Source organism: Rhodanobacter sp. G1 (assembly GCF_055397855.1).
This window is the reverse complement of record NZ_AP039674.1, coordinates 2,521,474-2,547,842: the sequence shown is the minus strand read 5'-3', so window position 1 is coordinate 2,547,842 and position 26,369 is coordinate 2,521,474. Positions and strand designations below refer to the sequence as shown.

Below are 26,369 nucleotides of genomic sequence, written 5' to 3'. Positions count from 1 at the left end.
GAAGAACTCCATGCCGTCGAACGCACCCGTGCTGCGCGCCCATCGCGTGGCCAAGACCTACGCCGAGGGCGGCCTGCATACCGAGGTGCTCACCGACGTCAGCTTCGAGCTGAAGCGCGGCGAGACCATGGCCATCGTGGGCGCCTCCGGTACCGGCAAGAGCACCCTGCTGCACATCCTCGGCGGGCTGGACACGCTCAGCGCCGGCGAGGTGGAAGTGGACGGCCGCCAGCTGTCGAAGCTCTCCGATGCCGAGCGCGGCCGCGTGCGCAACCGTTCGCTGGGCTTCGTCTACCAGTTCCACCACCTGCTGCCCGAGTTCACCGCGCTGGAGAACGTGTGCATGCCGTTGCTGATCCGCGGCACGGCGATTGCCGAGGCGCGCCGGCAGGCGTCGACATTGCTTGAGCGCGTGGGCCTTGCCGCGCGCCTCGACCACAAGCCGGCCGAGCTTTCCGGCGGCGAACGCCAGCGCTGCGCGGTGGCGCGCGCGCTGGTGACCAAGCCGGCCTGCGTGCTGGGCGACGAGCCCACCGGCAACCTCGACGAGGGCAATGCGGCGCAGGTCTACGAGCTGATGCTGGAGCTCAATCGCGAAGTGGGCACCAGCTTCATCCTGGTCACCCACGACACGCGGCTGGCGGCGCGGATGGATCGCACGCTGGTGCTGCATGCGGGTGTGCTGCGCGAGCAGGCGCGCGGTTGAGATTTCTCCCTCCCCCTTTGGGGAGAGGCTCGGAGTAAGGGACGGGGGCTCGTAACGACCTCTCACTTCCGCCCTTGGTTAGTCTGCGGGCGGCCGATGGCCCACGCCATCGCCAGGAACGGTGGCCGCCGACGAGAGCCTCGCAGCGGCCATTCCGCGCCGTATCTGCGAACCGGGGGCTTCGTGCTTGAAGTCGCCTGCAAGGCCTAGTCCTACACGTTTTTCATCCGATTCTCTGCCGCTGGCGCGTTAGCCTCGATCGATCCATTCGATATCGGGCAAGGCATGGCGCAGACGGGCGACAAACCGTTCACCGCGACAATGGCGGCGCCCGCGCTGCTGCTTGGAGTGCTGGTCGTGCAGTGGTTGCCGGCCTTGCCGCCACGTTGGCTGTCGCTGCTGTTGCTGTTGCCTGTCGCTGCGGCTTTCTGGTGCTGGCCGCGCTGGCGCTTGCCGTTGTGCTGTTGCGCCGGTGTGCTGTGGGCGATGGCCTGCGGTGCGGGGGCGATGGATGCGCGCCTGCCGCGCGAGCTGGAAGGCCGCGACTTCGTGGTGACCGGGCACATCGCCGAACTGCCGCTGGTGCGCGAGGACGCCACGCGCTTCGCGCTGTATGTCGATGGCGCCACCCTGGACGGCAAAGCCGTGCCCTTGCGTGGCCGCGCGATGGTGTCGTGGTACGACGATGCGCCGCCGCTCGCGCCTTGCGAACGCTGGCGCCTGCTGCTGCGGTTGAAGCGTCCGCGCGGCCTGCTCGATCCCGGCGCGTCGGACGGCGAACGCATGGCCTTGCAGCGCCGCATCGTGGCCACCGGCTACGTGCGCGCGGACAAGGCCAATGGCCTGATCGGCCGCGCGGCGTGGTGCGTGGACGGCATGCGCGACGCGATCTCGCGTGGCATCGCGGCGCGCGTGGGCGATCCGCATGATGCCGCGCTGCTGCAGGCCTTTTCGGTGGGCGACACGCGCAACTTGAGCCAGGACGATTGGGAAGTCGCGCGCGCCAACGGCATCCCGCATTTGATCGCGATCTCCGGGTTCCACGTGGGCGTGGTGGCGTTGATCGGCGCGTGGCTGGCCGGCTTGCTGTACCTGCTGTGGCCGGGACTGGCCCTGCGCCTGCCGCGCGTGCAGGCGCAGGCCGCCGGAGCCCTGTTGATGGCGGGGTTGTATGGCGCGCTGGCCGGCTTCGGCCTGCCCACGGTGCGCACGCTGGTGATGATCGCGGTGGTGGCGCTGGCGCGCTGCTCGCGGCGCGGCGGGCATGGCGCGCATTCGCTGGCGCTGGCGATGATCGTGATCCTCCTGTTCGATCCGTTGTCCGTGCTGGCGGCGGGCTTCTGGCTGTCGTTCACCGGCGTGGCCCTGCTGATGCTGTGCCTGCAATCGAGTGGCCGCGGCCTGCGCGCCTTCCTGCACGAACTCACGGCGGGGCAGCTCCTGATGACGGTGTCGCTGTTGCCGCTGACGCTGTGGTTCTTCGGCGAGGCCTCGCTGGTGGGCGCGCTGTCCAACCTCGTCGCGGTGCCGTTCGTGAGTTTCGTCATCGTGCCCTGCGTGTTGCTGGGCACGGTGCTGCTGGGCCTTTGCCCGTCGCTGGCCGTGCCGGTGCTGTGGCTGGCGGCGAAGTTCGCGCACGCGCAATGGTGGCTGCTGGAGCGCATGGCGACGTGGCCGGGCGGGCACTGGTACCTGCCCGAGGTGCGGCCGTGGGCGCTGCTGCTGGCCACGCTTGGTGCGTTGTGGCTATTCCTGCCGCGCGGCGTGTCGCTGCGCGCGCTCGGCCTCGTGCTGTTCCTGCCGCTGCTGTGGCCGGAGCTGCCGGTGCCGGCCGGCGGGGCGTTCCAGGCCTGGGTGCTGGATGTGGGGCAGGGTTTGTCGGTGCTTGTGCGCACCCGCGACCACGCCTTGCTGTACGACACCGGCGCGCGATATCCCTCGGGCTACGACCTGGGCGAGGCGGCGGTGCTGCCTTCGATCCATGCCCTGGGCATCGCGCGGCTCGACGTGCTAATGGTGAGCCATGCGGACAACGACCACGCCGGCGGCGCCGAAGCGGTGGTCGCCGCGTTCCCGCAGGCGCTGCGCTACGCGGGCGAACCGGGGCGTATGCACGTGCCGGTGCAACGCTGCGCGGCGGGGCAGGCGTGGACATGGGACGGCGTGCGCTTCCGCGTGCTCAGCCCGGCGGTGGGCGAACACGGCAAAGACAACGACCGCTCCTGCGTGCTGCTGGTGGAAGGCACGCGCGGCGCGTTCCTGCTCACCGGCGACATCAGCTCGAAGGTTGAACCGACCGTGGCCGATGCGGTGGGAGACGGCCCTTCGCCGGTGCTTCTGGTGCCGCACCACGGCAGCAAGACCTCGTCCAGCGCGGATTTCATCGACGCGGTGGATCCGCCGTTCGCCGTCGTCTCCGCCGGCTGGCGCAACCGCTTCGGGCACCCGAAGCCAGAGGTGCTGGCGCGCTATGCGGCGGCGCGCGTGCCGGTGCTGAACACCGCCGACAGCGGTGCGGTCGCGCTGGATTTTCCCGCCGACGGCCCGGCCCGCGTGACGGCGCGCTGGCGCCTGCGCGATCCGCGCTACTGGCGCGAGCGGCCGTGAGGTTCGGGGACTGCCACGCCCGCCACGGAACCGCGCGAACCGGCTGCTATGATGCGGCCTCTCGTTTTGAACGTCCGGTGGAACGAACGTGCTCGATATCCTGATGGCTGGTGGTTGGGCGATGCTGCCCATCCTGGTGTGCTCGCTGGTGGCGCTGGCGATCGTGCTGGAGCGTTGCTGGACGTTGCGGCGCAATGCCGTGCTGCCGCCGGGGCTGGGCGAGGAGGTGCGCCAGTGGGCGCGCGCCGGCCAGCTCGATCCCCGCCATCTGGAAGCGCTGTCCAACGATTCGCCGCTGGGCGAACTGCTGGCCTCGGCGCTGGCGGTGCGCGGGCAGTCGCGCGACATCATCAAGGAGCGCATCGAGGACACCGGCCGCCACGTGGTGCACCGGATGGAGCGCTACCTCAGCACGCTAGGCACCATCGCGCTGATCGGCCCGCTGCTCGGCCTGTTCGGCACGGTGATCGGCCTGATCCGCATGTTCATGCAGGTGATGGCCGGCGGCATCGGCGATCCGGCGAAGATGGCCGGCGGCATCGGCGAGGCGCTGATCTGCACGGCCTCCGGCCTCACCGTGGCGATCCCCGCCTACGTGCTGCACCGCTGGCTGCGTTCGCGCATCGCCGGCTACTGCGTGCAGATGGAGAAGCAGGCCACCGCGCTGCTGGACGAACTGACCCTCCCGGCGCCCGCCGCCGCGTCACGCGTGCGCCGCGCGGCCGCGACCGCCGCGCCGAACGCAGGCTGATTCCATGCGCATCGGCAACGACCGCCGCCGGGACGAGTTCGAGATCAACGTGGTGCCGCTGATCGACGTGCTGCTCACCCTGCTGATGTTCTTCGTGCTCACCAGCACCTTCGTGCAGCACTCGCGCATGCAGGTCACCCTGCCCAGCGCCAGCGCGCAGGATCGCGACATGAACGCGCCCGCGCTCACCATCACGGTGGATCGCGACGGCCGCTACTGGGTGGGCAGCGACGCCGTGCCGGGCGAAGGCATCGCCGTGCTGAAGCAGGCGATAGAGAACAACGCCAACGGCGACCACGACCGCCCGGTGACGATCCGCGCCGACGCGCTGTCCTCGCACCAGAGCGTGGTGACGGCGATGGACGCGCTGGGCCAGCTCGGCTTCACGCACCTGTCCATCGCCACCACGCCGACGCAGCCGGGCGCGGCGCGATGAGCGGCGGCAAGACCAGGATCTGGGACGCGCACACCTGGGCCGTCTACAAGCGCCTGCTGGGTTACAGCCGGCGTTACTGGGCGGTGGGGTTGATCGCCTTGGTCGGCATGATCCTCGACGGAGGCGGCCTGGCAAAGTTCACCGAGCTGATCCAGCCGATGATCGACAACCTGTTCAAGGACAAGGATCCGTACCTGATCTTCTGGATGCCGATCTGGATCATCGGTATCTTCTTCGTGCGTTCCATCGGCACCTTCGTCAGCAGTTATGGCATGGCCTATATCGGCCGGCACGTGGTGCAATCGATCCAGAGCGACGTGTTCGCGTCCTACCTGCGCCTGCCGGCCGCCTATTTCGGCACCGAGTCCTCGGGGCAGCAGATCTCGCGCATTACCTATACCAGTGAACAAGTGGCCTCGGCCGCCAGCGATGCCGCGAAGATCGGCATCACCGACGGATTCACCGTGCTGGCGATGTTGTACGTGATGCTGCACAAGAGTCCTTACCTGGCGATGTCCCTGCTGGTGATGGTGCCGGCGATTGGAGTGGTCGCCACCGTGGTGAGCCGGCGATACCGGCAGATCAGCCGGCGCATCCAGGGCTCGATGGGTTCGGTCACCGGTACGGTGGAAGAAGTGGTGGGCGCCCACCGCGAAGTGCGTATCTACGGCGGCCAGGAGCACGAGGCCGGGCGCTTCGGCGAGGTGACCCGGCATACCCGTCGGTTGAACTTGAAGATATCCGCCACCAACGCGGCTTCCAGTTCCACCGTGCAACTGGTGGCGGCCGGGGCGCTGGCTACCCTGGTGTTCCTGGGCACGCGGCCTGCGGTGCTGAACGATGCGATGACGCCGGGCGTGTTCTTCGCCGTGCTCACCGCGATGGGCGCGATGTTGCCTTCGTTGAAACGTCTGACCAACGTGCAATCGAACATCCAGCGCGGCATGTCGGCGGCGGAGGATCTGTTCGAAATCATCGATCTTCCGCCGGAAACCGACCGCGGCACGCGCGTGCTGGAACGCACCCGTGGCGACCTGCGCTTCGAGGATGTGCGGCTCACCTACCCGCGCAACGAATTCGAGGCGCTGCGCGGCGTGAACCTGCATTGCGCGCCGGGCACGGTCACCGCCCTGGTGGGGCGCTCGGGCAGCGGCAAGAGTTCGCTGGTGAGCCTGTTGCCGCGCTTCAACGAGCCCAGCGATGGGCGCATCGTGCTCGACGGCGAGAACTACCAAGACTACACCCTGGCCTCGCTGCGCCGGCAGATCGCCTGGGTGGGGCAGAGCGTGGTGCTGTTCGACGACACCGTGGCCAACAACATCGCCTACGGCGAACTGGCCGGCGCCAGCGAGGCCGACATCGTGGCCGCGGCGGAGGCCGCCAACGCGATGGAGTTCATCGCGCGCCTGCCCAAGGGTATCCACAGTCACATCGGCGAGGGCGGCAACACCCTGTCCGGCGGCCAGCGCCAGCGCATCGCCATCGCGCGCGCCATCCTCAAGAACGCGCCCATCCTGGTGCTGGACGAGGCCACCAGCGCGCTGGACACCGAATCCGAGCGGCTGATCCAGCAGGCGCTGCAGAAGCTGATGCGCAACCGCACCACGCTGGTGATCGCGCATCGCCTTTCCACCATCGAGGGCGCCGACCAGATCGCGGTGATGGAGCAGGGCCGCATCGTCGAGCGCGGCGGCCACGCCGAACTGCTGGCGCTGGGCGGCCACTACGCCGCGCTGCACCGCATGCAGTTCCACGACGCGAACATCGGCGGCGATTGAAGCTGCCATGGCGGTTGCCGACACACTCGCCGAAGCGTGGTACGGCCATCGTCGCAGCCCATGGTGGACATGGCCGCTGGCCGGCCTGTACGGCGCGCTTTCCGCGCTGCGCCGCGGGCTGTACCGCCTAGGCGTGCTGCACCGCGTGCGCGTGGCCGTGCCGGTCGTCGTGATCGGCAACCTCACCGCCGGCGGCACCGGCAAGACGCCGCTCACCATCGCGCTGGCGGAGGCCCTTCGCGCACAGGGATTCCGTCCCGGCGTGGTGAGCCGCGGCCACGGCGGTCGCCAGCGCGAACCGCTGCTGCTGGGCGACACGCCCGACGCCGCCGACGTGGGCGACGAGCCTTGCCTGATCCGCGCCAGCGGCGTGCCGGTGGCGGTAGGGCGCGATCGTCCCGCGGCGGCGCGGTTGCTGGTGGCGGAAGGCTGCGACGTGGTGATCGCCGACGACGGCCTGCAGCATTACCGCCTCGCCCGCGACGTCGAGATCTGCGTGATCGACGGCGCGCGCCGCTTCGGCAATGGCCGGCTGCTGCCCGTCGGCCCGTTGCGCGAGCCGCTGCGCCGGTTGGCGCGCGTGGATCTGCGCGTGTGCAACGGCGGTGCGCCGCGGGCCGGCGAATTTCCCATGCGATTGGCCGGCGGCGAGGCCGTGACATTGGACGGCGCGCGCCGGCAACCGCTGGCGGATTTCGCGGGCCGGCGCGTGCATGCGGTGGCGGCCATCGGCAACCCGGCGCGCTTCTTCGACAGTTTGCGCGAGTGCGGCATCGACGTGGTCGAACACGCCTTCGCCGACCACCACGCCTTCGTCGCCGACGACCTCGCGTTCGGCGACGAACTGCCCGTGCTGATGACCGACAAGGACGCGGTGAAGTGCCGCGCCTTCGCGCAGCCGCACTGGTGGCGCGTGCCGGTGCGCGCCAAGCTGCCGGCGGAGTTCTTCGATGCCGTGCTGGCGCGCCTACGCCGCGACTGACTTCCCGGCCACATACACCTGCCGCGCGAGTTGGCCGCCGATCCAGTAGCACAGCTCGGCGGGCTGCTTCGCATGCCATGCCACCAGGTCGGCGCGCTGGCCCACGGTCAGCGTGCCGCGGTCGGCCAGGCCCAGCGCGCGCGCCGCGTTGACGGTGACGCCGCGCAGCGCTTCCTCCGGCGTGAGGCGGAACAGCGTGCAGGCCATGTTCGCGGCCAGCCGCAGCGAGAGCAGGGGCGAGGTGCCGGGGTTGCAGTCGGTGGCGATGGCGATGGGCACGCTGCGCTCGCGCAGCGCGGCCAGCGGCGGCAGCCGCGTCTCGCGCAGCGCGTAGAACGCGCCGGGCAGCAGCACGGCCACGGTGCCGGCCTGCGCCATCGCGGCGACGCCGGTGTCGCCCAGGTGTTCCAGGTGGTCGGCGGAGAGGCCGTCGAAGCTCGCCACCAGTGCTGCGCCGCCCTGGTCGGAGAGCTGCTCCGCGTGCAACTTCACCGGCAGGCCGAGCTGCGTGGCGCGCTCGAACAGCCGGCGCGTCTCGGCGTGCGTGAAGGCAATCTTCTCGCAGAACGCATCCACCGCGTCGACCAGCCCTTCGGCGGCCAGCGCGGGCAGCATCGTGTCGATGACCAGCGTCACGTAGTCGTCGCGACGCTCCTTGTACTCGGGCGGCAGCGCGTGCAGGCCGAGGAAGCTGGTGCGCACGGTGATGCCGAGTTCCGCGCCGATGCGCCGCGCCACGCGCAGCATGCGCCGCTCGGTTTCCGGTTCCAGCCCGTAGCCGGACTTGATCTCCAGCGTGGTGACGCCGTCGGCGCGCAGGGCGCGGGCGCGCGGCAGCGACTGCGCGAACAGCGCGTCCTCGTCCGCTGCGCGGGTGGCGCGCACGCTGGAGACGATGCCGCCGCCGGCGCGGGCGATGTCTTCGTAGCTGGCGCCGTTGAGGCGCAGGTCGAACTCGTTGGCGCGGTTGCCGCCGAACACCAGGTGCGTGTGGCAATCGACGAGGCCTGGCGTGAGCAGGGCGCCGCCGAGATCCTCGACATGCGCGGCGCTGGCGCCGGGCGGCAGTTCGCGCATCGGGCCGATCCACGCGATGCGGCCGTCAGCGCAGGCCAGCGCGCCGTCCTCGATCAGCCCGAACGGCGTATCGCCCGCAAAGCTGGCGAGGTTGGCGTGGGTGAGCAGAAGGTTCCAGCGCGACGGCGTCATGGGGCTTCGGTCGTCTCGTCGGGCGTCGCCGCCGGTTCGCCGTAGGCGCTGGTGGCGCCGGCGTTTCCGGGCTCCGGCTCATCCACCCCGCCATCGGCCTGCGCGTGCCCCGCGTGCTGCTGCTCGAAGTCGCGCACCATGCGCTCGGCGAAATCCTTGTAGACCGGCGTGGGGCTGAAGATCGACGCGGCGGCGCGGGCGAGCAGGCAGGCGGCCATGATCGGTATCACCATGTCCTGGTTGTCGGTCAGCTCCATCGCGATCACCGCCGAGGTGAGCGGCGCGCCGGTGACGCCGGACAGGTAGGCGCTCATGCCCAGCAGCACCACCGCCGCCTCCGGCGCGTGCGGCAGCAGATGGGCGATGTTGTGGCCCAGGCCCGCACCCACCGCCAGCGCCGGCGAGAAGATGCCGCCCGGGATGCCGGCCCAGTACGAGACCACGTTGGCGAGCAGCTTGACGATGCCGAAGCTTTCGCCGGGCGTGGTCGAGGCCTCCTGCACGAAGGCGCGCGCCTGGTCGTAGCCGGTGCCGTAGACGCTGTTGTGCGAAAGCACGCCGATGACGGCCAGCGCCAGTCCGCAGCCGGTGGCGAACAGCACCGGCCAGCGCGCGCGCAACCGGCCGATCATGGCCAATGGGCCATTGCGGCTGAGCAGAACCAGCCGCGCGAACAGGCCGCCGAGCAGGCCGCAGACGACGCCGCACAGCAGCACCGCCAGCCAGGCGTGGCCCAGCAGCAGGTCGGCCTGCACTTCGCCGAAGTACGAGTAATTGCCCATGATGCCCAGCGACACCACGCCGCCCACGATCACCGCGGTCAGCAGCAGGCCGCTGAAGCGGTGCTCGAAGGTGCCGGCCAGTTCCTCGATGGCGAACACTACGCCGGCCAGCGGCGTATTGAAGGCCGCCGCGATGCCCGCCGCGCCGCCGGCGAGGATGAAACGCGAGGCGGCCTTGGGATCGGTGAAGCCGAAGCGCCGGCCCAGCGAGTAGAACAGGCCCGCGCCCACGTGCACGGTCGGCCCCTCGCGGCCGATGGAGGCGCCCACCGCCAGCGCGATCAGGGTCAGCAGCATCTTGCAGGCCGCGATCGGCAGCGCCAGCATGCGCGCACGGAACCCCTCGTCCTCGATGTGCATGGTGGCGATCACCTGCGGGATGCCGCTGCCGCGCGTGGCGCGCAAGCGCCCTTCGGTGGCCCAGGCCAGCAGCCCGAACACCACCGGCGTGATGATCAGCGGTATCCACACGCCATGCGCGAGGATGTGCTGGAACAGCGCATAGGCCCAGTTGCTGGCCTTGGCGAACAGGATCGCCGCCAGCGCCACCAGGATCGCGCCGCTCCACAGCGCGATGCGCCGTTTCCACTGCATTGGCGCGAAGAATTCGTGTCCAAGCAGCGCCTGCAGGCGTGGGTTGGATGATTTCGTCGTTGACTCGGGCATCGGGCGATTATCGCAGATGCCGCATGCGCGGCGGCTACAATGCCGCGATACGCCCGGGAGCCCTCCATGAGCCAATACGTTCGCAAGTTCTCGCCGGTGTCGCCATGAACGGCTGGAGCGGCCGGGTCGACCTGCCGGAAGACGCCTCCACGCGGCGCTGGCACCAATGGGTGCGCGAGCCGGCGGCCGGCAGCGCGCCCGGCGTGGCCATCTTGGGTTTCGCCAGCGACGAAGGCGTGCGCCGCAACGGCGGTCGCGTGGGCGCGGCCGAAGGCCCCGCCGCGCTGCGCAGGATGCTCTCCAACCTGCCATTGCTCGACGACACGCCGCTGTACGACGCGGGCGACGTCGATGCCGCCGATGGCGATCTCGAGAGCGCGCAGTTGCGTTACGCAGCGAAACTCGCCGCCTTGCTCGACGCCGGCCACCTTCCGGTTGGCCTGGGCGGCGGGCACGAGATCGCGTTCGCCACCTACCAGGGCCTGGCCATGCATCTGGGCGAGCGGCGCCCGCGCGTGGCCATCGTCAACTTCGATGCCCATTTCGACCTGCGCCGGCAGGATCGCGCCAGTTCCGGCACGCCGTTCCTGCAGGCCATCGAACATGCCGCCGCACATGGCCTGCCGCTGGATTACTGCGTGCTCGGCATCAGCGCCTCGGCGAACACGCGCGTGCTGTTCGACACCGCCGACGAACTGGGCGTGCATTACGTGCGCGACGACGAACTGGGCCTGCTCGAACTGCCCGCGCGCATCGCGCAGTTGCAGGCCTGGCTGGCGGACGTCGACACCGTCTACCTCACGATCTGCCTCGACGCCTTGCCGCATGCGGTGGCGCCCGGCGTCAGCGCGCCCAGCGCCCGTGGCGTGCCGCTGGAGGTGGTCGAGCCGCTGCTCGACGCCATCGCCGCCACCGGCAAGGTGAAGGCGATGGACGTGGCGGAACTGTCGCCGCCGTTCGACCGCGACAACGTCACCGCGCGCGTCGCCGCGCGGCTGATCCATCGCGTCGCGCATGCCGTGCGGCGCGCTTAGCCGCCGCATCGATGGATGACAGGGCCGTTGCGCCCTGTTTTGCCTGCGCTCAGGTCGATAAGGCCCGGCTGAACCCGCGCGGCCCGTGTCGTCGGCGCTGATTTGCGCGGGACGTTTCCAGCAGCACCAACCCCATGCGGAGGAGTGCTGCCATGCGTCGTTTCCTTTCCACTTGCCTGCTTGCCGTCGCCCTGGTTGGAGGCAGCGTTGCACTGACCGGCTGCGTGGTGGTGGCGCCGCGCCACGAGCGCGTATGGGTGCCGGGTTACTGGGGCGCCGGCCACGTGTGGGTCGGCGGTTACTGGCGCGCTCGCTGAATCCTGCGCTGCGCAGGAAGCCGATGGATCCATCGGCCTGTTCAAAATCTACTGTTCGCCTTTTCCGGTTTTGCGGCCGGTTTTTTTGCAGTTATCCCTAGGAATAGAGCGCTGAAGTCGTCTGCCGCTGGCAAGTTCCCTCTCCCCTGTGGGGAGAGGGCTAGGGTGAGGGGCGGGTGCTCGCGACAACCTTTCGTTTTTGCGATTTGGCTCGCCTGCAGCGGGCTTTCGGACGCCTACCGGCGCCCGAGTCACTTCTCTTTGCTGGCCCACGCCACCGCAGGAGCGGTGGCGAACGGCGAAGCCGGCCCGAAGGGCGGAGGGCAGGATGCACGGAGTCAAGAGAAGTAACCAAGAGAGAAGGGCCTGGTTCAATCCGCCGGAACTACAAGCAGGCCATGTCGAGGAAGTTGGACAAACTCCCGCCGACACGAGCTTCACAGCGGCCACGCCGCACCGTATCTGGACACTGAGGGCGTTCACAGTCGTTATCCTGTCGCAGGCGGATGCTGCGCAGCGCATAGAACATCCACAGACGCGATTCAAAGCTATGGCGCACAAGGTCGCCGGCGTGGGCCGGACAGAGGCTTTGAACAGGCTTTCAGGGATCGCCGTGGCGAAAAAAAAGCCGCGCCGGCGATGGCCGGCGCGGCTTCACGTTGCGCAGGGGGAGGAAATCCCGCGCGAACGTCCTTACTGGCCGCCGCTGGTGCCGGCGGCCTTCTGCTGGGCGCGGAACTGCTCCCACTGCTGGCGGCGGGCCTGCGCCTGCGCCTTCTGTGCGGCCAGCTGCGACTGCTGCGCCGGGGTCAGCACGTTGTAGACCTGCGCGCGGACGTTGGCCATCTGCTGCACGCGCGCCGTGGTGGCGGCGCCTTCGGCCTGGGCCAGCGCGGCGGCGGCGGACTGGTAGCCGGCGTCGGTCGGGTTCATCGCCTCGAAGGCTTCGCGCTGCTGGCGCAAGGCCTGGCGCTGGCCCTTGTCCTGCTCGAAGCTGCTCTTCATGATCTGCTTGATGCTGGCCTTCTGGGCATCGCTCAGGTTGAGCTTGTGGAAGTCCATCATGCCGTGGTGGCCGCCATGGTGGCCCCAGCCGCCGTGGCCGCCCGGGCCGGGGGCGCCCTGGGCTGCGACGGCGAAGCTGCCGATGGCCAGTGCCGAGCTGAGGGCCAGGCCGAGAATGAGGTTCTTGCGCATGGTTGTCGCCTCTTGCGTTGGGGGAGTGGAGCGTGTGGCTATTGGACGACAACCCCGCGTGTACCTACTTTGCGGGAACGTAAAGATGGGTAAAGCCGTTGCCGCCGGTTGCCGCCGCATCGCTAAATAACGCCATGACCCGCATCCTGATCGCCGACGACGACCGCGAACTCTGCAGCTTGCTTGCCGAATACCTGCAGCGCGAAGGCTTTGCCGTGGATCTCGCCCACGACGGCGAGGAGGCGCTGGCGCGGCTGCACAACGCGGCGCAGCGGCCCGACCTGCTGATACTCGACGTGATGATGCCGGGCCGCGACGGCCTGGAGACGCTGCGCGAGCTGCGCATGAAGTACCGCCTGCCGGTGATCATGCTCTCCGCGCGCGGCGAGCCGGTGGATCGCGTGGTGGGGCTGGAGCTGGGCGCGGACGACTACCTCTCCAAGCCCTGCCTGCCGCGCGAACTGCTGGCCCGCGTGCGCGCGCAACTGCGGCGCCATGCGCCGGGCGCGGCCGCCGCGGGTGAGTTGCAGCTCGGCGCGTTGAAGCTGTTTCCCGGCGAACGCCGCGCGCTGGTCGGGGAGCAGGAGCTGTCGCTCACCGGCGCCGAATTCCAGTTGCTGCTGGCGCTGGCGCAGCGTGCGGGCGAGCTGGTGGACAAGGCCGCGCTCACCCGCCTCGCGCTGGGCCGCGAACTGGAGCGCTACGACCGCAGCATCGACGTGCACGTGAGCCGCCTGCGCCACAAGCTGGCCGAAGCCTCCACGCAATCGCCGCGCATCGACTCGGTGCGCGGCGCCGGCTACGTGCTGGTGGCGGGCGCGCCATGAACCCGTTCAAGAGTTCGCTGTACTGGCGCCTGCTGCTGTGGTTCTGCGCGGCCAACCTGCTGGTGCTGGTGCTGGGCGCCTTCCTCACCCAGCGCTTCGTGGAATACACCACCGAGGTGGAGATCGACTGGGCCGCGCTGGCGCAGTCGGCCGACCAGGCCTTTGAGCGGGGCGGCCCGGCCGCGCTGGACGAGTGGCGCGGACGGCAGCGCCACGAGGGCGTGGACGCCACCTTGTTCCAGGACGGCCGGCCGTTGCTGCCGATCCGCCTGCCGCCGTCGATCCGCGATTCCTTGCCCGACATGCTGGCGACCAACCGCAGCCTGGTGCTGAAGCCCTGGCGTAACCAGTTCATGTACCTCGCGGTGCAGCCGGTGATCGGCGCCGACGGCCGGCAGCGCCAGCTGGTGGCGATCAGCCGCACGCATACGCGGCTGCCGCCGCAGGCGCGCGCGCGGATTCTGCTGTCCGTGCAGTTCGCGTTGTCGCTGCTGTTCATCGGCCTGGTGGGCTGGTGGGTGGCGCGCAGCGTGGCGAAGCCGGTGCAGGCGCTGCGCGACGCGACGCGGCGCATGGCGGCGGGCGAGCTGTCGGCGCGCGTGGATCATCCCGGCGGCGCCTCGCGCGACGAACTGGCGCAGCTCGCCGGCGATTTCGACGCCATGGCCGAGCGCATCGAGGCGCTGGTGACGCACGACCGCCGCGTGCTGCAGGATCTCTCGCACGAACTGCGTTCGCCGCTGGCGCGCCTGCAGCTGATCCTCGACCTGGCCCAGCGCAGCGACGATCCCGCCGCGGCGGAGCGCTACTTCCGCCAGGCCGAGCAGGAGATCGCACGGCTCGACCGCATGACCGGCGACATGCTGGCGCTGTCGCGCATGGAAGGCGGCCTGCCGGGCATGGAGCGCGAGCGGCTGGACTTCGCCGAGCTCGCGCACGAAAGCCTGCGACAAGCGACGCTGGAAGCGGATGCGCGCCGCATCGGCCTGCAATGGCAGCCCGTCGACGGGATGATCGAGGTGGTCGGCACGCCCGTGCTGCTGGAACGCGCGCTGGGCAACCTGATCTCCAACGCCATCAAGTACAGCCCCGAAGGCGGCAGCGTGGAAGTCTCGGTGCGCAGCATCGAAGGACAGGCCGAGTGCCTGGTGCGCGACCACGGCCCCGGCGTGCCGGAGGCCGAGCTGGCGTCGCTGTTCCGGCCGTTCTTCCGCGGCAGCAACGCCGCGCGTGCCGAAGGCCACGGCCTAGGCCTCGCCATCGCGCAGCGCGTGGCCAAGGCGCACGGCGGCGACATCCTCGCGCGTAACGGCGAGGGCGGCGGGCTGGAGGTGCGACTGAGGCTGCCGAGGGTTGGCGATTGAAGGCTTCCGTGCGCCATGTCCGCGCGAGCGGGCGAGGGATGCTCCCGCGGTTCAAAAGCATCCTGTGGATGTACGCCGCCGCGCTCGTCGTCCTGTATTTCGCCGTACCCGCCGCGCTGCTGCGTTGGGGGTTCGACCGGGCGATATTCAGCGCGCAGTCCAGCGACCGGACGCACGAGGATGCGCGGTTCGATCTCGCCGTGTCGCCCGATGCCACGGTCGTGGTGCGCAGGTACGGCGACGCCGGGCGGGCATGCGCGTTCTTCTTTCCGGGCCAGCACGGCGGCATCGGCACCTACGAGAAAACCCTGTTCCCCTTGATGCGTGCATCCGGGGCCGACGTCTACGCCATTTCATACCCGGGGCAGGATGGAGCGAAGGGACGCGCCCATGTCGCCAGCCTGTTCGACCAGGTGGCGTCGGCGCTGTCTCGGGCGAGCCAGTCGGCCCATTGCGGCATGGATCGCAGCGTTTTCGTCGGCCGGTCGCTGGGCGCAACCGTGGCGTTGGCGGAGGCGGTGAAATTCAGGCCCAGGGGAGTGCTCGTGGACAGCCTGGGGGCGGATCTCACCAGCGTGGTTCGGGCCTGGATCGGCCGGCACCGGCTATTGATGGGCTGGCAGGCGCTGCCCGTGCGCGCGTTGCTGGGGCGGCGGGACTATCCCGCCGCGTCGCTTTTCAGGCAGATGCCGTCCGTGCCCGTGTCGGTGTTCCAGGGAACCGCCGATATGGTGACGCCCTATGCGCTGGCCCGGAATGCGACACTGGGGCGCCCGAACGTGACGTTCACGACGGTGGATGGCGGCACGCACCATGACACCTACCTGCGCGCCGGGGAGGCGTATGCCGCAAGCCTGCGCTCGTTGCTGGATGCGGATACCTCGCGGAACAAATGACCCTGCCTGACGCCCACGACCTGCCAATGCGCCGCAACGCCTTCGCCGCCGTGGGCCTGGCGCTGTGCGCGGCGCTGTTCTTCACGATGACCTACGTGCTCAACCGCAGCCTGGTGAGCGGCGGCGGGCATTGGGCGTGGGCGGTGATCCTGCGCTACCTCATCACCTTGCCGCTGCTGGCGCTGGCCCTGCCGTGGCAAGGCGGGCTGGGCGAGCTGCCGCGCGAACTGCGCACGCATCCGCGCGCGTGGCTGACGTGGAGCAGCGTGGGCTTCGTGCTGTTCGGCATCCCGCTGACCTGGGCCGCCGGCAGCGGGCCGGCATGGCTGGTGGCGGGCAGCTTCCAGACCACCGTGTTGGCCGGGCCGCTGCTGGCGCCATTGATCTATCGCGATGCACGCCGTCGCTTGGCGTGGCCCACGCTGGCGATCGGCGTGCTGATCGTGGCGGGCGTGTTCGCGCTGCAATGGGGTCATGCCCACGGCCATCTCGGTGCGGGCGACTGGCTGGCGGCAGGCGCGGTGGTGCTTTCCGCGTTCGCCTATCCGCTGGGCAACCGCATGCTGTTGCTGCATCTGGAAACCAGCGCGCAGCGGGTGAATGCCTTGCAGCGCGTGTTCGGCATGACGCTGTGCAGCTGGCCGCTGTGGTTGCTGATCGCCGCCATCGCATGGCGCACGATCGGCCTGCCGGGTTGGCGCGAAGTGTTGCTGGCCGGCGGCGTGGCCTTGTCCTCGGGCGTGATCGCTACCGTGCTGTTCTTCGCCGCCACCGACCGCGTGCGCACGCAGCCCACCGCGCTGGCCGCGGTGGAGGCGATGCAGGCGGCCGAGCTGCTGTTCACCACCGTGTTGGGCGCGGCCCTGCTTGGCGAGGCGTGGCCGCGTGGCTGGGCCTTGCTCGGCGCGCTGGCGATTGTCGCGGGCATCGCGCTGTTCGGCTGGGTGAGCGGGCGCGAGGCCGCGGGCGACGACGAAGCCGTGCGCGCGTTGCGCAGCGACCGCAGCGCGTAGCGGCTCGCGACCTGCATCGGGTGGGATAATTCCGCGTCCCCGCGCGAACCCCGCCATGACTGACGACGCCATCCCCAGCATCCGCCACGGCACGCCGGAGTTCCGGCGCACCAACCTCGCGCTGTTCGCCGCGGGCCTGGCCACGTTCGGCCTGCTGTACTGCGTGCAGCCGCTGATGCCGGAGTTCAGCCGCGACTACGGTGTGAGCGAGGCCGGCGCGGCGATGTCGCTGTCGCTCACCACCGGCGTGCTGGCGTTCGCCATGCTGTTCGCCGGCGGGCTGTCCGATGCGAAGGGGCGCAAGCCGGTGATGGTGGCCTCGCTGCTGTCGTCGGCGGTGCTGGTGCTGGCCAGCGCGGCGATGCCGGACTGGACTTCGCTGCTCGCGGTACGCACCTTGCTCGGGCTCACGCTGAGTGGCCTGCCCGCGGTGGCGATGACCTACCTCGGCGAGGAAATGCACGCCGAGTCGATCGGCCTCGGCATGGGCCTGTACATCAGCGGCAGCGCGGTGGGCGGCATGGGCGGACGGCTGGTGGCCGGCGTACTGGCCGACTTCTTCGGCTGGCGCACGGGCGTGGCCGTGGTGGGGGTGATCGGCCTGGCCTGCGCGCTGGCGTTCTGGCATGCGCTGCCGCCGTCGCGGCACTTCGTGCGCCAGCCGTGGAATGCGCGCGCGCTGGCCGCGCGCTTCGCCGGCATGTTCCGTGATCGCGGCCTGCCGTGGCTGTTCGCCGAAGGCTTCCTGCTGCTCGGCGCCTTCGTCACCGTCTACAACTACCTCGGCTACCGGCTGCTGGCGCCGCCGTACAACTTGAGCCAGGCGGTGGTGGGGCTGATCTTCGGCATCTACCTGATCGGCACCTTCAGCTCGGCGTGGATGGGCCACCTCGCAGGCCGGTTGGGGCGGCGCAAGGTGCTGTGGACGGCGCTGGCGCTGATGCTGGCGGGCGTGCTGCTGACCCTGGCCGCGTCGCTGTGGCTGGTTGCGCTGGGCATCGTGGCGGTGACCTTCGGCTTCTTCGGCGGCCACTCCATCGTCAGCAGCTGGGTGGGCCGGCGCGCGGGCGCGGCGAAGGCGCAGGCCTCGTCGATGTACCTGTTCTGCTACTACATGGGTTCCAGCGTGGCCGGCGCCAGCGGCGGACTATTCTACGCCGCGCACGGCTGGAACGGCGTGGCTGCGTTCACCGGCGCGCTGGTGCTCGCGGGGTTGGCGATCGCGTTGGCGCTGATCCGGCTCAAGCCGCTGGTGGGCGTTGCGACGCCGCCCACGCCGATGAGCAAGGGCGCGATGCCGTGAGGTTTACAGCCGCAGCGTGATCTGTGCGGTGCCGGGCTCGTCCGCCATCAGGCGCCGGGTGAAGCCCAGCTCGCGGCACAGCTCCAGCATCGGGCGGTTTTCCAGCAGCACGTAGCCCCACAGCTCGGCGAGGCCGCGGCGGCGGCAGTCGTCTACCAGCCGCTGCATCAGCAGTGCGCCAAGGCCGATGCGGCCCCAGTCGTGCTCCACCACCACCGAGAACTCGGCGCTGTCGGCGGACTCGTCCACGTAGATGCGGCCCACGCCGCGGATCTCGGCGGGGCGCACCGATTCGTCCACCAGCACGAGGGCGGTCTCGCGCGCCGGGTTGGTGTGGCACATGCGCTGCGCCATCGGCTCGGGCAGCTCGGACATCGCGTGCAGGAAGCGGCGGCGGATGTCCTCCGGCGACAGGCGTGCGAAGCAGCGCTGCAGCGCCGCCACGTCGCCGGGCGCGATCTCGCGCAGCCACAGTTCGCGGCCGTCGCGGCTGTGCACGCGCTCGCCCCGCGTGGTGTGCACGCTGAGCGTGGGGGCATGGCGTTCGCGGCCACGCGGGGGCAGCGGCGAGTGCGGGATGGACGAGCGCAGGCTGGCGGCGATCATGTCAATACTCTTGCGTATTGTGTGCAATGCAGCATGACGCGATTCCAGCTTCGGTGCAAGCCCGTGTGCCGGTTTGCCGCAGTCGCGCATTCAGCTTTGCGGCTTACCCGGCGGCTTCCGTGGCCGCTTCGGGCCGGGCGCGGAATGATGGCCCTGCGCCGCGTCGATGGCGTCGATCCAGCCCGCGCGCGAACCGGGAAAGGCGTCGGCGTAAGGCACATAGGGCTTGATGTCGAGGATCGGCGTGCCGTCCAGCAGATCCACGCCGCGCACGCGCAGCGCACGCTCCTCCACCGCCACCAGCTCCACCGCCGACAGACCGATCGCGTTCGGCCGGTGCGGCGAACGCGTGGCCAGCACGCTGCGCTTGCCGCCGCCGCGCGGCGGCCGCACCTGCGGCTTCCAGCCTTCGCTGCGGTGGAACACGAACAACAGCCAGATCCGCTCGAAGCCGGCGAGATCGGCAAACGCCTCGCTGGGTAGCCCTTCCACGAACTCGATGCGCGCCTCCGCCTCGCTGCCCGTCTCGGTGCCCGCCACCACGGTGGGCTGGTGCGGCGCGTCGATGCGCCGCGCATAGGGCGAGCGCACGTGGGCGATGGGGTGGGCGGTGAAGGGAATGCTTTCGTCCACGATTCAACGCACCGGCAGGAAAACCCGCATCAGCGGATGCCGACGCCCACGCCCAGCCCGAAGCTGATGTTGGGATGTCCGCTGCGCATTTCGTCCGGCGTCCACACGTGCGATTGCGCGGTCTTCACCAGCGGGAACACGTAGTCGGCCTGGCCGACCTTGCCGACGCGGGTGCCGGCGAGCTGGCCATCGACGGTGATGGGCGCGCCGTCCGGATAGTTCATCGGCTCGGCGTAGCCGGGCACGATGGCGATGAAGCGGCCGCTGGCGCCGGCGCCGAACCGTGGCCGCTGCGAGGAGTCGAGCGGGTAGGCCAGCACCTCGATCTCGCTGTGGTCGGGCAGGTTGCGCACGCCCACCACGCGGCCGCCCCAGATCACCTGGCCTTGCGAGAACTGCTCCGGCGTTTGCGCCACCTGGCTGGGCGTGGCGGCGAGCGTGCCAGGCGCGGCCTTGTAGATCGGCGCGGGTGCGCAGGCGGCGAGGCCGAGCAGCAGGGCGGGCAGGACGATGCGGACGGAAACGGCGGCGAGGCGCATGGCGTGCTCCGATGGGCGAAGGGCCGAGGTTGCCAGCCCGTCATCCCGGCGAAGGCCGGGATCCAGTGTCTTGGTCTGCGGATTCCGCAAGGCACTGGATTCCCGCCTGCGCAGGAATGACAGTGGCTGTGTCGTGAGCTTAACGGCGGCGCGTGGTGGGCGGTAGTCGCATGGGCTTGATGGTTTTCGCGGGCGGTGCCGGAGCGGCTTCATCCACCAGCCAGTCCAGCTTCCATTCGGCGGGCTTTTCCTGCGCGAGCAGGCGCGCCATCGCGCGCAGCGGTTCGCGCAGGGTTTCGTCGAGCTGCCAGGGCGCGTTGACGATGGCCATGCCGGTGCCGTTGAGGCGCAGCGGCGAGTCGTCGCCGTGCACCAGCAGCTCCGCACGCAGCACGCGCTTCGCGCCGCAGTGCGAGAGCCAGCGCAGGAAGGGCTGCACCTGGCTGCGCCGCTTGATCGGGTACCACACGGCGTAGATGCCGCCGGGCCAGCGTTGCAGCGCTTCCTTCAGGGCCTGCTCGATCAGGCGGTACTCGGCTTCCTGCGCTTCGTAGGGCGGGTCGATCAGCACCAGACCGCGCTTCTCCTTCGGCGGCAGCAGCGCCTTCAGCGCTTCGTAGCCGTTGCGTTCGTGCACGTGGATGCGCGCATCGCGGTGGAACAGTTCGCGCAGGCGCGCGGCTTCCTCGGGATGCAGTTCGCACAGCTGCGCGCTGTCGATGTCGCGCATGGCCTGCGCGGCCTGCAGCGGCGAGCCGGGGTAGAGCTTCAGGCCCTGCGTGTTGCCGGACAGGGCGAGGATGCCGTCCAGCCAGCGGCGCAGCAGCGGCGGCAGCGGCTCGTGGCTGGCGTTGCCGGTGTCGGGGAACAGCAGGCGCGCGATGCCTTCCTTGTATTCGCCGGTCTTGCCGGCTTCGGCGCCGTCCAGCGCGTAGCAGCCGCTGCCGGCGTGGGTGTCGATCACGCAGAACGGCGCGGGCTTCTGCTTGAGCGCTTCGACCAGCGCCAGCAGCACGGCGTGCTTGAGTACGTCGGCGAAGTTGCCCGCGTGGTAGGCATGGCGGTAGTTCATGGCGGCGTTCGTGGGCAGGGCGCGCCAGTATAGGCCGCACGGAGCCTGCTCCAGAGTTGAGCGGGCGAATCGCGCGTGGCTATGCTCGCCGCATGGATCGTTTTTTCCTCCGCCGCCTGCGCCGCTGCCGCGTGTTTTTCGCGCTGGCATTGTGTGCGTGGCTGGGCCTGGCCACGACGGTGTTTGCGCAGGCGGACTGCTGCGCCGGGATGCGCGGCATGGCGACGGCGACGCATCACCACGACGCGCCCGCGCCTGCGGGCAGCGTGCATGTCGATTGCGCCTGCGCGCACACGGCGGCGGTGATGCCGGCCATCGGGATGCCGGTTGGCCCCGTGCGCTTCTCCGCGACGGCATGGCAGGCGCCGCATGCCATGGCCCCCGACTTGGCCCACGCGCCGCCCTTGCGGCCACCGCTGGCCTGATCCGCTCCGTTCGTGCCGACTCGTTCGGCTGATCGCCCGCCGACACGCGGGCTCGTGGCCGCATGCGCGGCCACGTATCGGGAGTGAAAAATGGACGTGCTGGATTCGCGCGACGTGCGACTGTCGCGCCGACGTTTCGTGCAAGGCTTGATGCTGGGCGGTGTGGCCGCCGGCCTGGGGATGCGCACCGGCGCATCCGCCGCGCAGGCGGCGAGCGCCGCACCGCGCGAACTGCGCGGCACGCAGTTCGACCTGTCCATCGGCGAGTTGCCGGTGGATTTCACTGGCCGCAGGCGTGTCGCCACCGTGGTGAACGGCCAGTTGCCGGCGCCGCTGCTGCGCTGGCGCCAGGGCGACACGGTGACCCTGCGCGTGACCAACCGTCTGCGCGTGCCAAGTTCCATCCACTGGCACGGCATCCTGCTGCCGTCCGGCATGGACGGCGTGCCGGGCATCAGCTTCGCCGGCATCGCGCCGGGCGAGGCGTTCACCTACCGCTTCCCGGTGCGGCAGGGCGGCACGTACTGGTACCACGGCCACTCCGGCTTCCAGGAGCAGACCGGCCTGTACGGCCCCATCGTGGTCGAGCCGGCGGGCGGCGAGCGCTTTCCCGCCGAGCGCGACTACGTGGTGATGCTCAGCGACTGGACGGACGAGGATCCGCTGGCGGTCTATGCGCACCTCAAGAAGCAGGGCGATTACTACGACTACGCCGAACCCACCGTGCCGGATTTCCTACGCGACGCACGCGTGCAGGGCGTGCGCAAGGCGCTCGCCGAGCGGCGCATGTGGCAGCAGATGTGCATGAGCCCCAACGATCTCGCCGATGTGGGCGGCGCCACCTACACCTACCTGATGAATGGCCGTGCGCCGGCCGGCAACTGGGAGGGTTTGTTCAAGCGTGGCGAGAAAGTGCGGCTGCGCTTCATCAACGGCTCGGCGATGACGATCTTCGACGTGCGCATTCCCGGCCTGAAGATGACCGTGGTGGCCGCCGACGGCCAGGACGTGGAGCCGGTGAGCGTGGACGAGTTCCGCATCGCCGTGGCCGAGACCTGCGACGTGATCGTGGAACCCGCCGACGACCGTGCCTGGACCGTATTCGCGCAGTCCATCGACCGCGGCGGCTACGCCTGCGGCACGCTGGCGCCGCGCGCGGGCATGCGCGCGGCGGTGCCGCCGATGGACGCGCGCCCGGTGCTTTCGATGGGCGACATGATGGGGTCGATGGGCGCTTTTCCCTTCGCCCGTCGGGAGCGGGTGCGGGCGGAGCGTGGCGTTGCCGGTTTCGCCGAACCCTCACCCCCAACCCCTCTCCCGGCGGGAGAGGGGAGCACGGCACACCATGCGCGCAGCGAATACGACAACCCTGGCGTGGACATGCGCGTGGACACGCCGCGTACCACCCTCGACGATCCGGGTGCCGGCCTGCGCGACAACGGCCGGCGCGTGCTCACCTATGCCGACCTGCACACCATCGGCGGTTCGCTGGACGCGCGCGAGCCAAGCCGCGAGATCGAGCTGCACCTCACCGGCAACATGCGGCGCTACATGTGGTCGTTCGACGGCGTGAAGTTCTCCGACGCGAAGCCCGTGCATTTCCGCGCCGGCGAGCGGCTGCGGCTGGTGCTGGTCAACGACACCATGATGAACCACCCGATCCACCTGCACGGCATGTGGAGCGAGCTGGAAAGCCCCGACGGCGGGTTCCAGGCGCGCAAGCACACCGTCAACGTGCAGCCCGCGCAGCGCGTCGCCTACGGCGTCACCGCGAACGCGCTGGGACGCTGGGCCTATCACTGCCACATGCTCTACCACATGGAGGCGGGGATGATGCGCGAGGTGCTGGTGTCATGAGCGCATTCATCCGCAACACGCTGGCCTGCATGGCGCTGTCGCTGTCGGCGATGGCATGGGCGCAGCAGACCGACCCCGCGCCGGCAGGCAGTGTGGGCATGGCCATGAACATGGATGGCATGGAGATGTCGGGCATGCCACAGGGATCCGCGCAGCCAGCGGAGCTGGCGCCGCAGCCAAGCCAGGTCGAGCCTGCATCCGCGAGCAGTACCGCCACGGACGCGAGTGGCATGGACATGTCTTCGATGCCCGCCATGGATCATGCCAGCCATGCCGGAGACGCCATGCCGGCGATGGATCACGGCCACGCGCACGACAGGGGCGCCATGCCCGGCATGCGCATGCAAGGCGGCGCGGCGCCCCCGGATGCGCGCAGCGCCGACTATTCGGATGGCACCAGCTACGGCGCGATGCCCGGCATGGAAATGCGCGATGCCGAGCCGCTGGGCATGCTGCGCTTCGACCGGCTCGAAGCCTTCGACGGCCTGCATGGCGGCGGCCAGTCGTGGGAGATGGAGGGCTGGTACGGCACCGACATTGACAGGCTTTGGTTGCGCAGTGAAGGCCAACGCGAAGACGGCAGGTTCGACGACAGCGACATCGAGGCCTTGTGGAGCCACGCCGCGACTCCGTACTGGAACACCCAGCTCGGCGTGCGCAACGACTTCGGCGACGGCCCCTCGCGCCAGTGGCTGGCGTTCGGCGTGCAGGGGCTGGCGCCGTACTGGTTCGGGCTGGCGGCCACCGCCTATGTCGGCTTGGATGGCCGCACGGCGGCACGCCTGCGGGTCGACTACGAGTTGCTCATCACCCAGCGCCTGATCCTTGAGCCGGAGTTCGAAGCGAACCTGTACGGCAAGAACGATCCGCAACGGCGCCTGGGCAGCGGCTTGTCCGACGCCGACTTCGGCCTGCGCCTGCGCTACGAGATACGCAGGCAGTTTGCCCCCTACCTGGGCGTGGCGTGGACGCGGCGCTTCGGCGGCACGGCGGCTTTCGCACGCGATGAAGGTCGCCCCGTTTTCGACCGCCGGCTCGTCGCTGGCCTGCGCATCTGGTTCTGAGGATCACGCCATGAAGAAAGTCGCCGAACGCGCGCTCGTTGTCGCCGCCACGCTCGCGGTGCTGGGTGTTGGCGCGTGCATCTACATCTGGTCGGGGTTGTACGACATCGGCGCGGACGCGCCACACTGGAAGCCGACCCATGCCTTGCTTGAAACCCTTCGCGACCGCTCTATCCAAATGCGTTCGGCAAATCTCGCCATGCCGGATCTCGACGATCCGCAGCGCATCCTCAAGGGCGCCGGCCAGTACGCGGCCATGTGCACCGGTTGCCATCTCGCGCCAGGCATGCGCGATTCCGAGATCCGCCCCGGCCTGTATCCGCAGCCGCCGAACCTCTCGCGGCAACGGGTCGATCCGCGGGCCGCATTCTGGGTCATCAAGCACGGCATCAAGATGAGCGCGATGCCCGCCTGGGGCGGCAGCCACGACGACGCCACGATCTGGAGCATGGTCACCTTCCTGCGCCAGCTGCCGGGCATGACGCCCGCGCAGTACCAGGCCATCGTGGCCAAGGCACCGCCGGACGACGACATGGATGCCGGCGCCGGCCATCCGGCAGCCGGCCATCCGGGCATGGGCGACATGCCCGGGATGGCCGGCACGTCTTCCGCTCAGTAGGCCACGGTGATGCGGCGGCGCGGGGCGTCGTCTTGCTCGACGCGGTCGAGCAGGGCGACCGCGTAGTCGGCCACGCTGATGCGGCTGGCGCCATCGGCGTCGGTCAGCAACTGGTCGCCGCCGATGCGGTAGTGGCCGCTGCGCTCGCCGTCCTCGATCAGCGCGGCGGGGCTGATGTAGATCCAGGCCAGCGGCGAGGCGCTGGCGCGGAAGGCTTCCAGCGCGCGGCCCTGGGCCGCGGCCTCGGGCTTCCATGCCGCCGGGAAATTCGGGTCGTCGAGCACGCGCACGCCCGGCGCGGTTTCCAGGCTGCCGGCGCCGCCGACCCAGGCGAGGCGCGGCACGCCGGCCACCGGCAACTGGTCGAGCAGGATGCGCGCGTTGCCGGGCAGGCTGTCGGGGTTGCCGTCGCGGCGGGCGGACAGGCTGGCCACCGCCGCGTCGCTGCCGCGCACGGCTGCCAGCCAGGTCTGCGGATCCGCCACGTCGCCGGTGACGACGCGCAGCTTGTGGTGGCGTGCGTCGAGGCGGGCCGGATCGCGCACGATGGCGGTCACGTCGTGGCCGCGCGCCAGCGCTTCGTCGAGGATGGCGCGGCCGATGTGGCCGGTGGCGCCGAACAGTGCGATGTGCATGAAAGTCTCCGGTGGATGGCAACGGGGCACAGCATGCGCTTCGCCATTCGTCCGATAAACCGTCCATGGCGCAATTCACTGTAAAGTCGTGATTGACAGTGGAGGAGGCGCATGAGCGAAGTCAACCTCAACCGGCTGGCGGTGCTCGCGGCGCTGGTGCGCGCCGGCTCGTTCACCGCGGCGGCGGAGCAACTGGGCCTGACCAAGGCCATGGTGAGCCAGCACCTGGCCCGGCTGGAGCGCGAGCTGGGTGTGACCCTGCTGGTGCGCAGCACGCGGCGGATGGCTCTGACCGAAGCCGGCGCCGCCTTCCACGCCGATTGCGAGCGCATCCTCGGCGAGGCCGAGGCCGCCATCGAACGCGTCGGCGAGAACCGCGAGACCCCGCGCGGCACGTTGCGCCTCACGGCGCCGGTGAACTACGGCGCCATGGTGGTGGCGCCCGCATTGGCCAGCTTCCTGCGGGCTTGGCCCGAGGTACGCGCCGAACTGGTGCTGGACGACGGCATCAGCGACCTGATCGGCGGCCGCTTCGACCTGGCGATCCGCGGCGGCCCGCTGCGCGACTCCGGCCTGCGCGCGGTGCGGCTGGCCGGCTTCCGCCAGTTGCCGGTGGCGGCGCCGGCCTACCTGGAAACGCACGGACGGCCACGCCGGCCGCGGGATCTCGCGCAGCACGGCGCCATCCTGCTCTCGGTGCTCAGCTCGCCGGCGAGCTGGATCTTCACCGCGCGCAACGGCGACCAGGTTCGCGTGCGGCTGGCGCCGCGCGTGCAAAGCGACAGCGCGGCGGCGGTGCACGCGATGGCGCTGGCCGGCGCCGGAGTGGCGGTGCTGCCTGATTTCATGGTGGAAGCCGATCTCGCCGCCGGTCGCCTGGAACACCTGCTGCCCGCGCAACGCCTACCCGAGGGCAGCTTCCATGCGGTGCATGCGAACCTGCATGCGCCGGCCAAGGTGCGCGCCTTCATCGAGCATCTGCGTAAGAGCATCGCCGGAGTAAGGGCCGGCGCCTGATGTCCGCTTGCGGCGGTCGCAGGCGGGCCGGGCG

26 protein-coding genes are annotated in these 26,369 nt (G+C 70.1%); 18 read left to right on the top strand and 8 right to left on the bottom strand.

Features of this window, described 5'->3' with window-relative positions:
- The first annotated feature begins 10 nt into the window (after positions 1-10).
- The 6 genes from lolD (at position 11) to lpxK (ending at position 7,260) form a co-directional block, all read left to right on the top strand.
- Positions 11-706 carry a lipoprotein-releasing ABC transporter ATP-binding protein LolD gene (gene lolD / locus ACZ5Z2_RS11350; RefSeq protein ID WP_464758691.1) on the top strand — a complete coding sequence of 232 codons (696 nt, stop codon included), beginning with the start codon at positions 11-13 and terminating at the stop codon, positions 704-706.
- A gap of 285 nt (positions 707-991) precedes the next feature.
- Positions 992-3,313 (top strand): DNA internalization-related competence protein ComEC/Rec2, encoded by a 2,322-nt coding sequence (locus ACZ5Z2_RS11345; RefSeq protein ID WP_464758690.1) that lies wholly within the window; start codon positions 992-994, stop codon positions 3,311-3,313.
- A gap of 88 nt (positions 3,314-3,401) precedes the next feature.
- Positions 3,402-4,064: a MotA/TolQ/ExbB proton channel family protein gene (locus ACZ5Z2_RS11340; RefSeq protein ID WP_464758689.1), complete on the top strand. Its 663-nt coding sequence runs from the start codon at positions 3,402-3,404 to the stop codon at positions 4,062-4,064.
- A 4-nt stretch (positions 4,065-4,068) separates the two neighbouring features.
- Entirely contained in the window at positions 4,069-4,500 is a 432-nt protein-coding gene (locus ACZ5Z2_RS11335) for an ExbD/TolR family protein (RefSeq protein WP_464758688.1), read from the top strand.
- Complete coding sequence (msbA, locus tag ACZ5Z2_RS11330; RefSeq protein WP_464758687.1) at positions 4,497-6,278, top strand: lipid A export permease/ATP-binding protein MsbA; 1,782 nt, start codon at positions 4,497-4,499, stop codon at positions 6,276-6,278. Before ACZ5Z2_RS11335 ends, msbA begins: the two co-directional genes overlap by 4 nt.
- 7 nt (positions 6,279-6,285) lie before the next feature.
- On the top strand, positions 6,286-7,260 hold the full coding sequence (gene lpxK, locus ACZ5Z2_RS11325) for a tetraacyldisaccharide 4'-kinase (RefSeq protein ID WP_464758686.1): 975 nt from the start codon (positions 6,286-6,288) through the stop codon (positions 7,258-7,260).
- Here lpxK and hutI read toward each other — a convergent pair.
- The gene (hutI, locus tag ACZ5Z2_RS11320; protein WP_464758685.1) at positions 7,246-8,469 is read right to left on the bottom strand and encodes an imidazolonepropionase; all 1,224 of its coding nucleotides are present in this window, start codon (positions 8,467-8,469) and stop codon (positions 7,246-7,248) included. The genes lpxK and hutI overlap by 15 nt on opposite strands.
- Positions 8,466-9,917, bottom strand: a complete 1,452-nt coding sequence (locus ACZ5Z2_RS11315) for a chloride channel protein (RefSeq protein WP_464758684.1) — start codon at positions 9,915-9,917, stop codon at positions 8,466-8,468. Before ACZ5Z2_RS11315 ends, hutI begins: the two co-directional genes overlap by 4 nt.
- A 104-nt stretch (positions 9,918-10,021) precedes the next feature.
- Here ACZ5Z2_RS11315 and hutG point away from each other — a divergent pair, with 104 nt between their 5' ends.
- Positions 10,022-10,951: a formimidoylglutamase gene (hutG, locus tag ACZ5Z2_RS11310; protein ID WP_464758683.1), complete on the top strand. Its 930-nt coding sequence runs from the start codon at positions 10,022-10,024 to the stop codon at positions 10,949-10,951.
- Positions 10,952-11,103: 152 nt separating this feature from the next.
- On the top strand, positions 11,104-11,268 hold the full coding sequence (locus tag ACZ5Z2_RS11305; RefSeq protein ID WP_464758682.1) for a hypothetical protein: 165 nt from the start codon (positions 11,104-11,106) through the stop codon (positions 11,266-11,268).
- Positions 11,269-11,961: 693 nt separating this feature from the next.
- On the opposite strand, the gene ACZ5Z2_RS11300 is transcribed toward ACZ5Z2_RS11305, so the two are convergent.
- Entirely contained in the window at positions 11,962-12,465 is a 504-nt protein-coding gene (locus tag ACZ5Z2_RS11300) for a Spy/CpxP family protein refolding chaperone (RefSeq protein WP_464758681.1), read from the bottom strand.
- A 134-nt stretch (positions 12,466-12,599) separates the two neighbouring features.
- Here ACZ5Z2_RS11300 and ACZ5Z2_RS11295 point away from each other — a divergent pair, with 134 nt between their 5' ends.
- The 5 genes from ACZ5Z2_RS11295 (at position 12,600) to ACZ5Z2_RS11275 (ending at position 17,868) form a co-directional block, all read left to right on the top strand.
- The gene (locus tag ACZ5Z2_RS11295) at positions 12,600-13,292 is read left to right on the top strand and encodes a response regulator (protein WP_464758680.1); all 693 of its coding nucleotides are present in this window, start codon (positions 12,600-12,602) and stop codon (positions 13,290-13,292) included.
- A complete protein-coding gene (locus ACZ5Z2_RS11290) occupies positions 13,289-14,656 on the top strand; it encodes a sensor histidine kinase (RefSeq protein WP_464758679.1) in 1,368 nt (455 codons plus the stop codon). The genes ACZ5Z2_RS11295 and ACZ5Z2_RS11290 overlap by 4 nt, the downstream gene beginning before the upstream one ends.
- Positions 14,657-14,724: 68 nt before the next feature.
- Positions 14,725-15,552 (top strand): alpha/beta fold hydrolase, encoded by an 828-nt coding sequence (locus tag ACZ5Z2_RS11285; protein ID WP_464758678.1) that lies wholly within the window; start codon positions 14,725-14,727, stop codon positions 15,550-15,552.
- The gene (locus ACZ5Z2_RS11280; RefSeq protein ID WP_464758677.1) at positions 15,549-16,565 is read left to right on the top strand and encodes a multidrug resistance efflux transporter family protein; all 1,017 of its coding nucleotides are present in this window, start codon (positions 15,549-15,551) and stop codon (positions 16,563-16,565) included. Before ACZ5Z2_RS11285 ends, ACZ5Z2_RS11280 begins: the two co-directional genes overlap by 4 nt.
- A 55-nt stretch (positions 16,566-16,620) precedes the next feature.
- A complete protein-coding gene (locus tag ACZ5Z2_RS11275; protein ID WP_464758675.1) occupies positions 16,621-17,868 on the top strand; it encodes an MFS transporter in 1,248 nt (415 codons plus the stop codon).
- Positions 17,869-17,871: 3 nt separating this feature from the next.
- On the opposite strand, the gene ACZ5Z2_RS11270 is transcribed toward ACZ5Z2_RS11275, so the two are convergent.
- From ACZ5Z2_RS11270 to ACZ5Z2_RS11255, 4 genes are all read right to left on the bottom strand, one after another.
- Positions 17,872-18,474 (bottom strand): N-acetyltransferase family protein, encoded by a 603-nt coding sequence (locus tag ACZ5Z2_RS11270; RefSeq protein ID WP_464758674.1) that lies wholly within the window; start codon positions 18,472-18,474, stop codon positions 17,872-17,874.
- A 90-nt stretch (positions 18,475-18,564) separates the two neighbouring features.
- Positions 18,565-19,107 (bottom strand): tRNA (N6-threonylcarbamoyladenosine(37)-N6)-methyltransferase TrmO, encoded by a 543-nt coding sequence (gene tsaA, locus ACZ5Z2_RS11265; protein ID WP_464758673.1) that lies wholly within the window; start codon positions 19,105-19,107, stop codon positions 18,565-18,567.
- A 29-nt stretch (positions 19,108-19,136) separates the two neighbouring features.
- Positions 19,137-19,646, bottom strand: coding sequence for a Slp family lipoprotein (locus ACZ5Z2_RS11260; RefSeq protein WP_464758671.1), 510 nt, complete (start codon positions 19,644-19,646; stop codon positions 19,137-19,139).
- A gap of 139 nt (positions 19,647-19,785) precedes the next feature.
- Positions 19,786-20,718 carry a 23S rRNA (adenine(2030)-N(6))-methyltransferase RlmJ gene (locus tag ACZ5Z2_RS11255; protein WP_464758670.1) on the bottom strand — a complete coding sequence of 311 codons (933 nt, stop codon included), beginning with the start codon at positions 20,716-20,718 and terminating at the stop codon, positions 19,786-19,788.
- A 92-nt stretch (positions 20,719-20,810) separates the two neighbouring features.
- On the opposite strand from ACZ5Z2_RS11255, the gene ACZ5Z2_RS11250 reads away from it, so the two are divergent.
- The 4 genes from ACZ5Z2_RS11250 to ACZ5Z2_RS11235 all read left to right on the top strand — a co-directional run bounded on the left by ACZ5Z2_RS11250 (position 20,811) and on the right by ACZ5Z2_RS11235 (position 24,683).
- On the top strand, positions 20,811-21,143 hold the full coding sequence (locus tag ACZ5Z2_RS11250; RefSeq protein ID WP_464758669.1) for a hypothetical protein: 333 nt from the start codon (positions 20,811-20,813) through the stop codon (positions 21,141-21,143).
- Between the two features lie 90 nt (positions 21,144-21,233).
- Positions 21,234-23,000 (top strand): copper resistance system multicopper oxidase, encoded by a 1,767-nt coding sequence (locus tag ACZ5Z2_RS11245; protein ID WP_464758668.1) that lies wholly within the window; start codon positions 21,234-21,236, stop codon positions 22,998-23,000.
- Positions 22,997-24,064: a copper resistance protein B gene (locus ACZ5Z2_RS11240; RefSeq protein ID WP_464758667.1), complete on the top strand. Its 1,068-nt coding sequence runs from the start codon at positions 22,997-22,999 to the stop codon at positions 24,062-24,064. Before ACZ5Z2_RS11245 ends, ACZ5Z2_RS11240 begins: the two co-directional genes overlap by 4 nt.
- 10 nt (positions 24,065-24,074) lie before the next feature.
- The gene (locus ACZ5Z2_RS11235) at positions 24,075-24,683 is read left to right on the top strand and encodes a c-type cytochrome (protein ID WP_464758666.1); all 609 of its coding nucleotides are present in this window, start codon (positions 24,075-24,077) and stop codon (positions 24,681-24,683) included.
- Here ACZ5Z2_RS11235 and ACZ5Z2_RS11230 read toward each other — a convergent pair.
- Positions 24,677-25,318, bottom strand: coding sequence for an NAD(P)-dependent oxidoreductase (locus ACZ5Z2_RS11230; RefSeq protein ID WP_464758665.1), 642 nt, complete (start codon positions 25,316-25,318; stop codon positions 24,677-24,679). The two genes, ACZ5Z2_RS11235 and ACZ5Z2_RS11230, sit on opposite strands and share 7 nt — an antisense overlap.
- A 111-nt stretch (positions 25,319-25,429) precedes the next feature.
- Between ACZ5Z2_RS11230 and ACZ5Z2_RS11225 the strand changes: the two genes are divergently transcribed.
- Positions 25,430-26,335, top strand: coding sequence for a LysR family transcriptional regulator (locus ACZ5Z2_RS11225; RefSeq protein ID WP_464758663.1), 906 nt, complete (start codon positions 25,430-25,432; stop codon positions 26,333-26,335).
- The last annotated feature ends 34 nt before the right edge of the window (positions 26,336-26,369 follow it).